Source organism: Jiella marina, assembly GCF_024359545.1.
Lineage (GTDB): Bacteria > Pseudomonadota > Alphaproteobacteria > Rhizobiales > Rhizobiaceae > Jiella.
The window spans coordinates 1-14,797 of the sequence record NZ_JAKQZG010000003.1; the positions used below are offsets into that span (position 1 = coordinate 1).

Annotated in this window: 10 protein-coding genes and 2 pseudogenes; 3 read left to right on the forward strand and 9 right to left on the reverse strand. The window is 56.2% G+C overall.

What is annotated here, in order from left to right:
* Positions 1-31 precede the first annotated feature (31 nt).
* Entirely contained in the window at positions 32-3,442 is a 3,411-nt protein-coding gene (locus MF134_RS23980) for a tetratricopeptide repeat protein (RefSeq protein ID WP_255338538.1), read from the forward strand.
* Between the two features lie 41 nt (positions 3,443-3,483).
* Here MF134_RS23980 and MF134_RS06100 read toward each other — a convergent pair.
* The 9 genes and pseudogenes from MF134_RS06100 to MF134_RS06140 form a co-directional block, all read right to left on the reverse strand.
* A pseudogene (locus MF134_RS06100) lies at positions 3,484-3,708 on the reverse strand (hypothetical protein); the annotation flags it as partial.
* Between the two features lie 156 nt (positions 3,709-3,864).
* Positions 3,865-4,265: pseudogene (locus MF134_RS06105) on the reverse strand (transposase); the annotation flags it as partial.
* A gap of 168 nt (positions 4,266-4,433) precedes the next feature.
* Positions 4,434-4,685: a hypothetical protein gene (locus MF134_RS06110; protein WP_255338539.1), complete on the reverse strand. Its 252-nt coding sequence runs from the start codon at positions 4,683-4,685 to the stop codon at positions 4,434-4,436.
* 28 nt (positions 4,686-4,713) lie between these two features.
* Positions 4,714-5,631, reverse strand: coding sequence for a hypothetical protein (locus MF134_RS06115; protein WP_255338540.1), 918 nt, complete (start codon positions 5,629-5,631; stop codon positions 4,714-4,716).
* A 125-nt stretch (positions 5,632-5,756) separates the two neighbouring features.
* Positions 5,757-7,676, reverse strand: coding sequence for a UvrD-helicase domain-containing protein (locus MF134_RS06120; RefSeq protein ID WP_255338541.1), 1,920 nt, complete (start codon positions 7,674-7,676; stop codon positions 5,757-5,759).
* A complete protein-coding gene (locus MF134_RS06125; RefSeq protein ID WP_255338542.1) occupies positions 7,669-9,963 on the reverse strand; it encodes an ATP-dependent nuclease in 2,295 nt (764 codons plus the stop codon). The genes MF134_RS06120 and MF134_RS06125 overlap by 8 nt, the downstream gene beginning before the upstream one ends.
* A 110-nt stretch (positions 9,964-10,073) precedes the next feature.
* A complete protein-coding gene (locus MF134_RS06130; protein ID WP_255338543.1) occupies positions 10,074-10,556 on the reverse strand; it encodes a GNAT family N-acetyltransferase in 483 nt (160 codons plus the stop codon).
* A gap of 15 nt (positions 10,557-10,571) precedes the next feature.
* Positions 10,572-10,850 carry a type II toxin-antitoxin system TacA family antitoxin gene (locus tag MF134_RS06135; protein ID WP_255338544.1) on the reverse strand — a complete coding sequence of 93 codons (279 nt, stop codon included), beginning with the start codon at positions 10,848-10,850 and terminating at the stop codon, positions 10,572-10,574.
* 97 nt (positions 10,851-10,947) lie between these two features.
* Positions 10,948-12,480 carry an SH3 domain-containing protein gene (locus MF134_RS06140; protein WP_255338545.1) on the reverse strand — a complete coding sequence of 511 codons (1,533 nt, stop codon included), beginning with the start codon at positions 12,478-12,480 and terminating at the stop codon, positions 10,948-10,950.
* Positions 12,481-13,120: 640 nt separating this feature from the next.
* Between MF134_RS06140 and MF134_RS06145 the strand changes: the two genes are divergently transcribed.
* Positions 13,121-14,044, forward strand: coding sequence for an ArdC family protein (locus tag MF134_RS06145; RefSeq protein WP_255338546.1), 924 nt, complete (start codon positions 13,121-13,123; stop codon positions 14,042-14,044).
* Positions 14,045-14,054: 10 nt separating this feature from the next.
* Positions 14,055-14,684 (forward strand): hypothetical protein, encoded by a 630-nt coding sequence (locus MF134_RS06150; protein ID WP_255338547.1) that lies wholly within the window; start codon positions 14,055-14,057, stop codon positions 14,682-14,684.
* Positions 14,685-14,797: the final 113 nt, after the last annotated feature.

Here is a 14,797-nt window from a genome sequence, read left to right on the forward strand (position 1 = left end):
TGCCGATGAAGCCGACCACGTCAAAATAATTGTGACGTTTGAGAAATTCCGTAACAAAATCAACGAAATAATCGATGAAAGTGTAGATGCTAAGCTTAGATCATTGTATGTCGAAACGGTTGGTGTTCAGGCAAAAGCCTATAGAGATGATCATTTTCTAAAATATGTTGGGACAATAGATGAAAAATGGGAAAATTTTGTCAAAAAAGCAAAGTCCATATACGGTGATTACTTTACTTCCTTAGGACAATACGACGCAGAAAAGATCAACGGCATGGCTACCAAGGGTGCCAGTTTCAAAGACGCTCTCGGTATCCACTACCGATTACACTACGACCTGGATCATCCTGATTACGCCAAAAAAATTGACGACGTCATATTCGGTGAAAGCTACCTGGACAGATTTAAGACACCGATATTCGAACGCGTCGATCTTGAACCAACGCTGAGCGACGCCGAATACCGGTCGGAATTCTATAACTACGGGTACGACGGCGACGATAAGATCGCCTTCCGTGGACGCTCCGAACAAGTCGCGCAGTTGAGGGCCTTTCTGGGCGGCGAGGCTGGCTTTCAATGGCTACAACTGGCCGGTGCCGCCGGGCAAGGCAAGAGTCGGATGGCCTGGGACCTCATCTTAGAGGCTCGCGACGAACTCGGCTATAAGGCGGGCTTCATGGACGCCGAGGACCTCCTGGCGTTCAAGGAGCATTGGGCAGACTGGACTCCGGTCAGACCGATCCTGATTGTCGTCGACTATGTCATCGAACGGGACAAACCAGTCGGTCAGATGATGGCCCACCTGATCGCGCGATCGGGAAAGTTCCGCCATAATGTCCGCCTCATCATCCTGGAGCGCCAGCGGCGCGATCGCGGCGGAATTCGCAAAGTCTCCAAACAGAGCGTCAGCATCTCAGGCGACGAACGCATCGCGGTCGAACCCGTGTTTCAGTTGTCCGAGCACGAGACCGCCGCATGGTTCGATGAACTAGTCACCGATGCGAAATCGGTCGACAAGTCGGTCGCCTTGACGAAGAAGCCCATCATATTTGGTGATGACGGAATCGTCGAACTGAACTCGCTGGAAGACACCGATTTAGTCGCGATAGCCGAGGATGTTGTTCGCAGGCGATCTCGGGACGGTGAGACATATTATTCGAGCGACTTCATCTTATCTACGATCAAGCGTTTCGACGGTGCGGGGAGACCGCTCTATGCTTATTTTGTCGGTATCGCTTTAGCTGGGGATAACTACAGCGCTGCATGGGAACGCGAGGACTTGCTGAATTATGTTCTGACGGCCGAACGCGAGCGCCGTTGGAAGCGGAAATTTGGCGAGTCAGCACCTCCCCTTTCGGAAAACAAGCCATCAATCCACATTGCCACTCTAGCGACCATCCTAAGATCGGTGAGCCGGTTCAAGTTGCAGACTTTCGGCGGCTGGACAGAGCTGTCTGACGAGGATGTTCAAGCGGCGCTGATACTAGTCGGCGGTCCTATGGCGACTGGTGCACAAGGGCCGGGTTCAATCGTTCCAGGCCTCTTTCCCGACCTACTAGGAGAGTGGTTCGTACTATCCGTCCTCGACAAACAGGCTCACCAAATTCCTGCACTTATGGAGAAGGCATGGGCGCTTGATTCAAGCGCGACGGCAGGGTTCCTGCAAAGAATAGCGCAAGACTTTCCGGGTTATGAGGCGGCACATGCTCTATTCGACTACGTACCAACCCATGAGACCGCAGGTCCAGAACATCGTATCACTGCGATTCGTATTCTCCATACTCTTTGTTTGTCTAACATTGATAACCCGCCTCAAAATCTTCTCAGCATTCTCGCTTCGTCCGCAAGTTCCGATTTTCCGCCGGCGATGTTTCTATTGGGCATTTTTTATGACAAAGGATATACAGTTGAAAAATCAGACGAACAGTCCTTTGACTGGACTCTGCGCGCTGCAGAGGCAGGTTTAACTGATGCTATGATTAATGTCAGCATAAATTACTGTAATGGTACTGGCGCAATCAAAAACAATGATAAAGCGTTTTCACAAGCAAATAAGGCATATGAGCTTAAACATATCGATTCCTTTCCGTTGATGCATCACTTCTACAGAAACGGCATTGGTGTTAGGCCGGATCAAGAGCGTGCCATCGAATTTTTAGCCGAGGGCATAAAATTCAATTCGGCAGAATGTATGCGTATACTTGGATCTTGCTATGAGTTTGGCGACGGTGTCACCAAGGACCCAGCTAAGGCCGTAGAATGGTACAGACGGGCGGCCGAAATGGCCGACCCCCGGGCTATGCTGTCACTGGCTTCCCATTACGAGGCTGGCATATGCGTAGAGGAGGACCCGGCTGAGGCCTTAAGATGGTACCGCAGCGCAGCGTACAAGGGCGACGGCCACGCTATGTGGAAGCTGGGCATGTATTACATGTATGGCAGAGGTGTCGTCGAGAGAGACCTAATGCAGGCCGTGAAATGGTTCGGCCGAGCGGCTGACAAGAGATACGCGGCAGCTATGGATGCGATGGGCGGCTTGTATTTGAATGGCATAGGAGTCGAGCGAGACGCGGCGCGGGCCGTAGAGTGGTTCCGCAGGGCCATTCTTGAGGAGAACTTTATTCCACCGAAAGGGCGTTGGATTTTGGCCACTCTTTCAGCTGTCGTGCATAACGCCGCTATCAATGCAATGAATATTCAGCCGTCACACATACCTGTAGTAGATATTCCCTCCCAAGTTAAATGGCTTGATAGTCCACCGTTCTCCGAAGAATGGCTGCGCGTCTCAGTCGATGAGGCCAACGAAATCGCGCGGAAAATCGCTCGCGCCGCAGCGTTGGAGGGGGACCGCTATTTGTTTTATGGAATGCGCATCACCGCATTGCGCAAAGTAAAACTTTTATTCTATCCAGCGTTTGATTTGATCGACGTCCAGCTTTCTGACGTACGCTCAGATAAGGCGAAGTTCCTAAGTGCGCTCGTGTCGGTTAACGGGGCCGTTTTATTGGGCAACGGAACAAAGCGACTTCTTGTGCTGAACCCTTTTGCGTTGAACCTAAATTTACACGAAGAAATTGTTAATTATTTGAAGCTCTATTGCCAAATGAATCGCAACGAGAATGGGCCTTTCGTAATCGTATCGTCGACTGATGACCTACCGTTTGTGGACGATGCGGCGCTCGCAGAATTCCACGAGAGCGAAATTGCTCTATCTGCGCCGTCTTTGACTCGCTACTTTAATGATCGGCAATCGGCCGAGCTCTACTCAGTATCCGCCTTTGTGCTTAACGGCGACGCCCTATTCAGGTCTGAGTTTAAAATCTTTTCCAACGGTCAGATCACAATGCCACGACATGAACAAGTTGCTGCAGATCTTCTAATAGAGACGCGCAGGTATCAAGGCTATTTTAGAATTCGTCCGGGAGAAGAGAGTAAGAATTAGTTTCGAGCGATTTTTCGACATCCTGAACTAATCCGTTTGACCTAGAATTTCGCGCCGGACGTAGGATATAGGTCCGGCGCTATATGACTGAGCTGGACACCTCTTAGAGTCCTTCGGGAAACGTTCATGACGGAGGCGGCGTAGAGGAAGGCTCTCGCAGAAGCGATGGTGGCCTCAGCATTTTTCCAGAGCCGTCGATTCCGACTGATCCATCCGAAAAAGCGTTCCATGACCTGGCGTCGGGGATGAACGGCAAAGTCGACCTGGCGCAGGCTGAAGGGCGAAAACCGCTTGCCGATGGTCATCGCCGGCGTCACATTCACCGACGGCATCGCGGTCAACCCGGATGCCAATCATCGCGCCGCCTGAACGGCCCCGTCACCCAAATTCGACCATAGCTCCCATTTTCGGTTGCTCGCCAGAATAGGCCGTGTCGACAAAGGCTTTCTCACGAACGGATAGGATTTCCGGGAGACTTTGAGGACCGGAACGGCCCCGTCGCGATCCTGACCGACGGCAGGCTGGGCATCAATAACGAGGGCTCGGCCATCCGTATCCACCATCGCTTGGCGTTTGCGTCCTTTGACTTTCTCGCCGGCGTCATAACCTCGCGGCCCGCCGCTTCGGTGGTTTTGACGCTCGGGCTATCAATCACCGCAGCAAGTGGTGAAGCGTAATGGCCCACCTGCTCGCGGTCGGCCATCTCCAAGTGATGATTGATGCCGGCGAATACGCCTTCGTCACGCCAGCGGCTGAAATGATCGAACACAGTGCTCTTGGGTGGAAGGTCTTTCGGGAGCAGGCGCCAGGGAATGCCGCCGCGAGCGAGCGCGCAAGATGTGTGGGGGCGGACCCCCACCACCTTGGCAAGGGAGGCCGAGCCTCCCGTTGCATCCCTCCTGAGGATTAGCGTTTGGTTCAAGTCGTAACTCTTCAATGGCTGACCAGCCATTTTCGCAAATGACACCGAGCTTTTGAAGCTGGACGAAGATCAGCAAGGACACCTATTGCCGTCCACGGTTCGAAGACTGAAATTCCGTACCTTTTCCCGGTCGTTACCAGGAAGGAATGTCTTCGTGAATTTCGCCATTTCGGGAGTAATCCAAACCCTCGACGACTCAGACGGCATTTGCGACAGAAATTCGGCTTCACGACCAGCTTCCAATACGTGCTTTGCGATCGCGAGCACGAGCTCCGGTGAGAAAGCGATCAGATCGTCTTCCGGTTTTTCTTCAATTGCCATATGCGCTCCTCCTAGTTTTGAAATGTATTCATCGCAGCTCGCGTGCGATCTCGCGCGCAAGGTCATTGTCAAATTGCAGCTCTTCCTGCCGGTTCAATTCCCGTATTGCGCGAAGCTCGGCAACAGTCGGCTCACGCTTGTTGCCTTCATCGGGAAGAGAGATATTTACGATAACTTGATGTATATCCCACCTTTTTACCTCACCTTTGAGACTCGCTTTCGTTATCTTTGCGAGCTCACTAAGCGGTACCAACTCAATACGAGGTGTAAGCGAGCTGCCGAGTCTCGTTGTAAATACAATAGTATCCGATATACTCGGATTAATCGTTTCCGCCCCAACAAGATTTCCTGACTGCGTCATATCATAAAACAGTCGTATCTGCTCCGCCATTCCGATCGTTCCAGCAATTGGGTAAGCGAAGTTCTCGGTCTGTGGGCGATCCAATTGCTCGCAAATTTCGTGATCAAATATTGTAAGAAGTGATTTCCATTCGTCGATAACGCGGAAGCTTCTTGTATTTTGTCGCTCATGATCACTGTTCGCACTGGCCGTTAGGCCGAAAATTCCATTTGTCAGGTTGTGTAAAATATCCAATTCGCCGTTGAGATTGTTGAACTCTGTAATTTCGAATCGGAATGAATAGGCAATGAGCGCCTGATCGTACCGTTCAATCACGCGCCGCGTTTCGTTGTCGAGCTTATCGTAATCGAGATTTTTGAAGTTTAGCTGATCCGTTGCAATCATTCTCGCGATTTCTGGATGACGCACGCGAATGAGCTCAGTCACAAAATTCCGCAAAGCGTAATACGACTCGCAACGAATGTGTTGTGATATATTGTACGTGTCTGTGCGCGTTACCGGATCAGGTAACGGTCGGATCGCGCAGCTTGAAACCATTACGGTGGCTATCAGTGCAAATATCGGTTTTACAACGAAGCGGAACATCCGCAGACCTCATAGCGGCTTGCGGCCAAGCCGCGATTACGCGCTAACCTTACGGTATGAAGGACCGGTAGTATGTAGCACGGTTACCACTAGGGGTATGGTTTTCTTCATGCCACGAGTTTCGCTCAGGCGAGCATATCCTGCGAGAGGATATCTGCTTCTGGGAAGAGCCCAAGACCGCGAATATGAACTATCGCCGCTGCTGGATCGGCCACAAAAAGCACAACCACTAGGTCCTGCCGAGCGCGCGTGCAGCAAACGTAGAAGAGCCGTCGCGTCCGCTCCACGCTGGTTTCGCCACCTTCCTGCAAAGTCTTTTTGTCCCGCGCAGAAAGCTCTTTGAGCCCGAGGTATTTCTCGTAGGAGAATTGAAAGTGCGTGGCTTCTTCGTCGTCGAGTACAACAAGTACCCGATCAAATTCGGCCCCTTTAACGCCTTGCTGGGTGGAGAAAGGCGATTGCTCGTTGACGTAGGCCTGATATGGTCGGAGCTGATTGGCCGGACAGGCTAGGAATGCGGTCATTGAATTGATCTCGCTCGAAGGGCCTTTCTCGTCTACGTCATCATCGGCCTGAGCCTCGTTTACGGCAAAATCCTCCAGGTACGCGGACAGGCGGGGGTCGAGCTCCACCAAGCGACTTTTCTTGGCAAGCGTCAGCACGTCCCGGATGGTCGCCTGCGACTGAGGCCCCATCAGCCCACCGACCTGATTGCTCACCGCATGAAGTTGATTGAGCCGCTCAGCGACGTTCACGCCATGAAGGTTGGCCTTAGCTAGCAACGGTGAATGGAGTCGAAGCAGCCGCATCGTGTCAAAATCTCGCCCGTCCCGAACGGCCTCGGCAAGCGGTAGGAGAAAAAACACCAGCGGGCGCAGCGGCCACGCGGTCGCATCCAGAAAACCATTCTTGAAAGCCTCAGGCGCGTTATCGTTGAGCGCCGCATACAAGTCGCCGAATCCCAATCGCTTCGCCGCCATGCGATGCACGATCACCAGCATTTTAACCGGGTCATTCTCGGCGGCGGGCAGCCACAACTCGTCATCGTTCGCGTTCGCAATCCACGCCCGAACCTGCGCCACGCGTTCGTCGCGATGACCATCAGCCGGCAAGACAAATAATCGCGTCGTTCCGACCACCGGCACTTCCTGCTCACCATTTTTTTCTCTTCGGCCACCGATCTGAACCAGATCGTCACCGTCACGCCGGATGGCGTTTGCAAGGTTCAATACCGAGGTGGGCGAACGGAAATTTTCCGGCTTGGGGATCGCTCGCCAATCGCCGGGTTTGGGAATTGTGCCAATGCCGGTGGGATAGATGCGCTGCATCGGGTCGCCGAAGAACCCAAGACAGAAGCGGGCCTGCTCCTGCTGCTGGATCGCCATCAACGCATCGACGATGATGGGGAAGGTATCTTGGCTCTCATCCACGAAAACGAAAGGAAATTGTTGTGCGACAAGAGTTCGGAAAAGCGGACGTTGAATCATCAACTGCGAAGCCATCTTGATGATGTCATCGTGGCCAAGGATACCTTTGGCGTAATCGCTTCCGGTTCCATAAGTGAAGCTACCAACTTGCCTGATAGCCTCACGCTGCTGCTCGTAGCGCGTGATATCAAGGGCGTTCTTGTCTCGCGTTTTCTGCTGAACGCGTGGGCCAAAATTGGCGGCATCGTGCTGCAACTCTCCGATCCGTTCGTCGATCCGGTTTGCAACCCAACTGGCAATATCTTGTTGGAAGCCGCGTGCAATCGACCAAAGGAAACTATGAATCGTGGAAACGTGGACGAGAGGATTCTGTCCTACGTCCGCCCAAATCTCTCCGGCGGCGATCTCTGTATAGGTTATGCAGGCCACGCGTTGCCTGCGTAGCCGCAAACGCTCGCCGTGGATGGCAAGGATCGAGGCGAGCCCCTTGATCAGCGAAGTGGTTTTGCCCGAACCTGCCCCGGCAACCATGTTAAAACTGGTCGGCGGCTGAGCTTCCAAGCACTGCCGAAGATCTACATCGGCTTGTGTGTCAGGCTGTTGCGCACGGCTATTCACCGACCACACCGCCTTCCAGTTCGACCTCAATTTCGAGATCGACATGTGCTTTAAGCCAAACCAGACCGTCACGGATGTAGGTCGGAACTTGCCACTCTTCCGGTCGGGCCGTAAGCACTCCAAGCGCGAACTTTGTCTTATCGAACTTGTCGCCGCTGACCCTTTTGTGAAGTCCCGCTGCCAACGCCGTCGGGTCCGCAACTGCACCACGTAAGCGTAGACCCAGTTTCCTCTGCTCCGCGCTTTGGCACCATTCGGCGTTTTCCAGCCCGAAGGCTTCTTCCAAAGTCCGACCAGCCAGCTCCACGTTCTGGCCATTCCATTCGACTGGAACGGGCGTCTGATACGTCACGCGGACACGGGGCGTGACATCCGCCGCAGTTTCTTTCTCCTGCTCCGTCGCGGCGAAAAGCTCGTCGATCAATAGCTTGGCCGGAAGCCATTTTACGAGGGTCTGGTTGGAGGTGACTGCCCCGGCTACACCGGGCAGGCATTTTTTGCCGTAACGACGGGCGGGGGCAGGATCGGCGGCATCGCCAGCTTGTGCGGCCGGACCATCGCCACCGAGTAGTCCATCGACGTGGTTGGCGGCGTTCATATCAAGGCCTTCGACTTCGATTTCAAGCTCGTCATCGTCGTCATCATCGCCGTCATGATTAGGAGGCAACAAGGTTACGCTGTCCACGTCGGTGATAATCAGCGTGACGATCCCGAGGAATTCAATCAGCGATTTGAATTTGTGGCCGAAGGCACCGCCGACCTCCAGAATGCATATGCAGGAGGATCGCAACGATGTCGCCACCTTTGATATCATGATCGGGAGCAGCAACCGCTCGACATTGCCCTCCACGAGCACAGCGGCGTCAGAGAAGAACAAATCGCAGTGGGTGAGTTTCAAATATCGCTGCAGAAAATCGCGGTGTTCCGTTTCCTGCGCATAGAACGCGGAGAGATTAAGCACTTCAGTAGTTTGATCGTTTCCGACCAAATCGCGCCGAAAGTAGCGGATCGGCTGAAAGCCGCGTTCGTACAGGATGTGCGGCGAGTGCGTGGTAATGACTGCTTGTGTGGCGAACGATCCACCGGCCTCGCCCGGAATGACCAACAAGTCGAGAATGTTGCGAATGAACACCTGCTGGAGCTGCGCGTGGAGGTGTGCTTCCGGTTCTTCGATGAAAATAAGATGTAGAGGCGCGCGATTCTCCTCTTCGGCTTTCCAGCGCTCTTGAAGGTCGAGCACTTCAACGACCATATAGATCAGGTTTTTGAAGCCCAGCCCATTGTACGTGTCGGGCAACATTACTGTTTGGGCGGCTTCGCCTACGATGTAGTGAACGCGTGCATCCTGTGTCATGATGGAGGCTGGGTTCAGGGCCGACTTGATTTCGAGTCTCGGGTTGTTGAGGCCGGGATAACCCAAATGCTGCAATCGCTCCAACGTGTCCTTGAAAACTTCGGCAAGATGCCTGTCGAGGCCGACTTCAGATTCGAACAGTGCTTTGAGCGCTTGGTGGTCGTCTTGACGCTGATCGAGATTACGCTGATAGAAGCGGCTTAGACGCTTCGACAAATCTTCTGAACGACCGCCACCAGATGCAGTTGATGGGTCCGCAAGGTGCCGCTGCGCATTCAGAAAATCGACCTTGATGAGCGATTTTAGTACAGCATTGCCGCCCGGTTCATTGCCCAATGGCAGCGGATGATACCCCTCCACCGCCCGAAATTTCGCATCAAATTGCGTGTGGTCAAGGACGTAGTATCGCAGCTCATACTCGTGCCTCAGTTCTTTAAGCAGGTAAGCCGATAGCGATTTTGGCCAAGGCACATAATCGCCTGCACCGCCGACCAGCGCCGCCGCTTTCGCCCGACCATCGTCGCGAGCGGTGCGGTAACGCTGGATCAATTCGGTAATGTTTTTGGGCGCAAGTTCGACGCGGATGCCCACAAGCGTCCCGGCCCAAGCGGTCGAAGGCAGAATGGGGATTACGAGGTAAAGGTCTTCGGCTCCCACCTCGAACCAAAGATCGAGCGAGATGGTTGGAAACTCGGCCTCGGCGACCTCGGCATCTCGTTCGCCGATCTCATCAAGCAGCGGCCAAGCGTGCGAGCTAAAATCGTACAACGAGAAAGCATGTTTACCCCCCGTGAGAAACATCTGAATCGCCTGCGTCGCAGACGTTTTGCCGCTGTTGTTCGCTCCGACAAAAATGGAAATGTCGGATGCAAGCTCGACATGCACGTCCAATAGCCGCCTGAAATTGCGCAGTCGATAGGAATGTAGATGCATCGCGCTTCCCCCAAAACGAAGTCTATCGAATGATATCCTACTTGAAAATGCTAATTGCACGCCGTGTCGACGGTTTGATACGAAGTTGCGATGGTTTAGACTGGAAGTATCTAGAGAAATTTCATTGCAGTGATAGGCAGAACAAGCCGGCGCGGTGTGCCGGTGAGACGGCGGAAGCCGAACCCCTCATAGAATGCAGCCGCCTTTTCATCCTTGGCCTCGACGATCATGCCGAGGATGCCGATCTGCGTCGCCGCCTGACGAGTCGCGTAGAAGGCATGGACGATCAGCGCGTCACCGTAGCTTTGACCCTGAAAGCGCCGGTCGACGGCGAGACGCCCGAGGAGAAGAAACGGAATGTCTTCGTACGGCCCGGCCTGGATATCGGCGGGCAGGTTGTCGCGGCGAACGGAATGCGCACTGATCGAGTAATAGCCGATGATGGCGGGACCGTCGGCGAGGACGTAGATGCGCGTCAGGCTGCGTTTGAGGTCCTGGTTCGCGTAGCGCTGGAGATACTGATTCAGGGCCGGAACGCCGCAATCGAAAGATTTGCGGTCGTGGCCCTTCGGATCGAGCGCGGCGAACTCCACCTTACCCCTGCCGGATCAGCCTTGAATGTCGCGGAATTTCGCAGCCGCCTTCGTCATGCGCGGCGTCGGCGCTTCGGGCGCGTCGAGCGCGCCGAAGAACGCCGTCCAGTCCTCGGCGGAAAACCGCGTCTTCTGGTGTTCGGCGATCACTGATTCCGCCTTCTCACGGACGCTTTCCCGGATGAACTTGCTCTTGTCGAGCTTGAGATAGGCGCGTGCGGTGTCCATCATGGACAGCGTCACCGCGTCCATGCGCACTTTGAGCATGTCGCCCTTATCGCTTGTGTTCTTCATCGTCCGGTCCATCGTCGCACCTGCCCCTTCTTGGATAATTATACCCACAAATGTGGGTATGAACAAGGGAAAAGCGGGCCGCTCGAGTGTCGCTTCCTTAGCGTGGCTCGTAGCGTTTGCGGCGCATCTGATAGAGATCATTCGTGAAGGTCTCGCCGCGATGGCGGAAACGCTCGGCATGCCCCCCGACGAAACGGGCCGAGACCCAGCCGGAATTACGCGCTGTTTGTACCTGATACCACACCCCTTGATCGTCCGGGGTTAGACGGCATCCGGTAACCTCCACGCCGGTTCGGGCACGGAGCGTGGTGAGAACGCGGCCGTCGCGCCCGGGCGCGTCACGCATATTGACGTCGCGCTTGATCACGGGGCGGTGCTTTTCGGAGAAGGCGCCCGGCAGCAGCTTGTCGTCTCGGCAGAGATACGCTTCGCCAAAAAGGCCATTGCTGACCGTATCGACCGCGACGGGGGAAGCCGGACACATGGAGGCCGGGCGAGGATCGTTCGTCGTTCCGCAAGCGCCGTCGCCGCGCCAGACCGCGATACCGATGCGGTCATTCTCCCCGACTTGGGCTTGGCACGTGAAACCCTCGCACGATGCGCTGAAGGCTTTGGCCCCGCTTTGCATCAGCTCACTCAGAAGCACGCCTCCCGGGGCCGCCTTCGGGTCATACGGATTTGCGCCAAGCTGAAAATCGCAAAAGTCGTCCTCCCAGCTTCCGAGTTCGGCCGGACCAGCCGTCAGCGAAAGATTGCACAGCCGCCCGATCGCAATCGTGTCGAGACCGGCGGCACCAATATGGCGTACCCTGTCCGCCGGCGCGACCGGCGCAAAGCCCATGCGCCAGGTCTCAAGATGACCTGTCAGGCGGAAGAGAGATTCCGGCCCGCGATAAAGCAGAACGCGCTCTAGCAGCTCCGAGGGGTTTGCCTGCTCGGACAAAAGGGAAACCATCGCGGCCGCGACATCATATCCAAGCTCTAGGACGGCCTCCCTATCGATATCGGACGACGCCGTGCCGGGGGCAAAGAAGGGCATGTGAAACCCGACTTCCGCTCCCATTTCGACATAGCGAATCTCGTTTCCGCGATGCGCCGTGTCTGCGGCATCCGTGAACAGGATCGCACAGGCCGACAGGCACCGGTCTCCTGCCAGCACCACAATGCCGGCTATGCCGCCCGCATTTCCGTCAAGTATTTCGTGGAGCACCCCGGACAGGCGAAAGGCTTCGGCAAAATTTCCGCCGGGGCTGTTGAGAGAGATGACGACTTCGCCTTGAATGTCCGCTTTGGTCGGCGAATTCCAATCGATCAGCGCCTTGAGCCGTTCGGCATCCCCTTCCGTGATCTCACCTTCCAGGCGGATGACGCCGAGGCCCTTCGAAAGCGGCCAGAGATCGAGTTTATCGAACCCGCCGCCCTCTTCGCGGGCCAAAGCGCCAGGACCGGTGCGGAAACGGTCGGGGAAAACCCGTTTGAGGGACAGGACGTGCGGGACGAGGTCGGGTCGAACCACGAACTCGGCAGATGCTGCAGGCCGCGGGGCATACCAAGATGCGATCAACAACAATGCTGCCAAGATCAACGAGAGACGAAAGAAAGCGTAATCCAGTTTCGCCGTCGGCTTCATCCGTCACCATCCGCAGCCTGAGGATCGGATTTCCAGTTCAACGACTTGTTGCCCAAGCGTCAACCACTCGTTCTGCAAAATCCTTATGCGATGATCGCGGAGAGTGTTTTCTCGCGATGGCAATGTGACGGTCTGGCTATGCCATTGTGATTTGGCTGCCTGCCCTATAGGGGCACCGCGCTCTATTCCGGCGGCAGGCCGTCTCCACCGAACCCGCGCACGCGGTTTCGTCCCATCCGGGTGACGATCGCTGGCAGGAAGAGAAGATGGACGGACTCCGCCCGAACGGAGCCCGGCTTCTGTCTTGGGCGCGTTTACACACGCCGGGAACCCCTCATTCCAGCTTACATGAAATCCGGGGACGCTTCGCTGTGGGTCAACGGCCTTCCGCCGTAAGGCGGGGCTAGGGCTCCTACCTCGCCAAGCCCGCCTAACGGTCTCCCGAGAAGACCGTTGACCCATCCCCGGAATTTCATCGAACGCCCCGAATGTGGCCGCGCTGACGCGCGCCTCTTTGCTTTTGGTTTTTCGGGTCGCTCGCCGCTGGGCAGGGGTTCAGGCGCGAAAGGAAGATCCCTCCCGGAGGGGGAAGAAGCCTTAGCGCCGGGACATCAACCCCTTACGGCGAAAGGCATCACCCATGAAACAGGATATCTATTCGAAGATCACCACTCACATCATTGCCGAGCTGGAACAGGGCGTCAGGCCGTGGATGAAGCCGTGGAGCGGCGAGCATGCCGCCAGGCGGATCACCCGTCCCTTGCGCGCGAACGGGGAGGCCTATCGCGGCATCAACGTCATCATGCTGTGGTCGGAGGCCGTCACCAAGGGCTTTGCCGCGCCGATCTGGATGACCTTCAAGCAGGCGCAGGAGCTTGGCGGGCATGTCCGGAAAGGGGAGCGCGGCAGCCCGGTGGTCTATGCCAGCACCTTTTCCAAGACCGAAACCGACGAGAAAAGCGGCGAGGAGACCGAGCGGGATATCCCTTTCATGAAGGGCTACACCGTCTTCAATGCCGAGCAGGTCGAGGGGCTGCCGGAGCGCTTCTATCAACTGGCGCCGCCGCAGCTTGATCCGGTCGAGCGGAACGCCGAAGCGGACGCGTTCTTCGCCGCAACCTGCGCCGATATCCGGCATGGCGGGAGTTCCGCGCACTATTGCGGCGGCACTGATCACATCCAGATGCCGCCTTTCGAGGCGTTCCGGGATGCGGAAAGCTACTACGCCACGCTCGCGCATGAAGCGACACACTGGACCAAGCACAAGGACCGGCTGGACCGCGATCTGGGCCGGAAGCGCTGGGGCGATGCGGGCTATGCCGCCGAGGAGCTGGTCGCCGAGCTTGGCGCGGCGTTTCTCTGCGCCGATCTCAAACTGACCCCGGAAGTGCGCGAGGATCACGCCGCCTATATCGGCCACTGGCTCACCGTGCTGAAGCAGGATCCCCGCGCGATCTTCACCGCTGCCGCCCATGCGCAAAAAGCCGCTGATTACCTCAACGCGTTCAGCGCGGCGGGCGAAGGCATCGAGGCCCATACCGTGCCGCAGCAGGCAGCGGCGTAAGGGGGTGGCCATGACGATCCACACCGCCCCGCAACTCGGCTTCGACGATCTTCTCGCCGAAGCTGCCGAGACAAACCGCAAGGCCGTTTTCGAAAAGGAGACCGGGCATTTGCCCGGCTCCATGGAGGCAGCGGTTCCCTATCTTCTCGACCTCTTCACCGCGCACCATGCGGCGATGCTGGCCGCCGATATCGAGGAAGCCTTGCGCTTGCGCGGCGAGGCGCACCGTCTCGCAGAGAAGCTCAATAATGGCGAGCCCGGCATTCTCGCCGGGCCGGACGCGCCCGGCTGCGTTCTTGAACGGCTGACGGCGGCGGCGGACGGCACCGTGCCGCTCTGGGGTCAGACGGGCAGCTTTATAATCGAGACGCACGGCATCCGCGTTCGCATCGAAATGAGCGGGCTGTTCGGGATCGGCGCGTCCTTCTGCACATGGCTGAATTTCGCGGCGCATGCCGTCGATTGGGACAAGCCCTTTCTCTCGCAGACCGGCTATCGCAGCTTTATGGGCGTCCATACCGAGCCCGTGCCCGGCCTGACGCCAGAAACGTTTGCGGCGAAAATCATCGCCGCGCATGTTGAAAAGGGATTGAAGGGCAAGCCGGTGGCGATCCTGCCGGAATACCGCAAAGCGCCGTAGGCAGAAAAATCGGCGCGGCGGCTTCGCCGCCGCGCTTCACTCTGTGGCGAGTGATTAGATTCGGCATGCGAAGGCGTACCAATCCGCAACCGCGCTGATCTTCGAAGCGATTG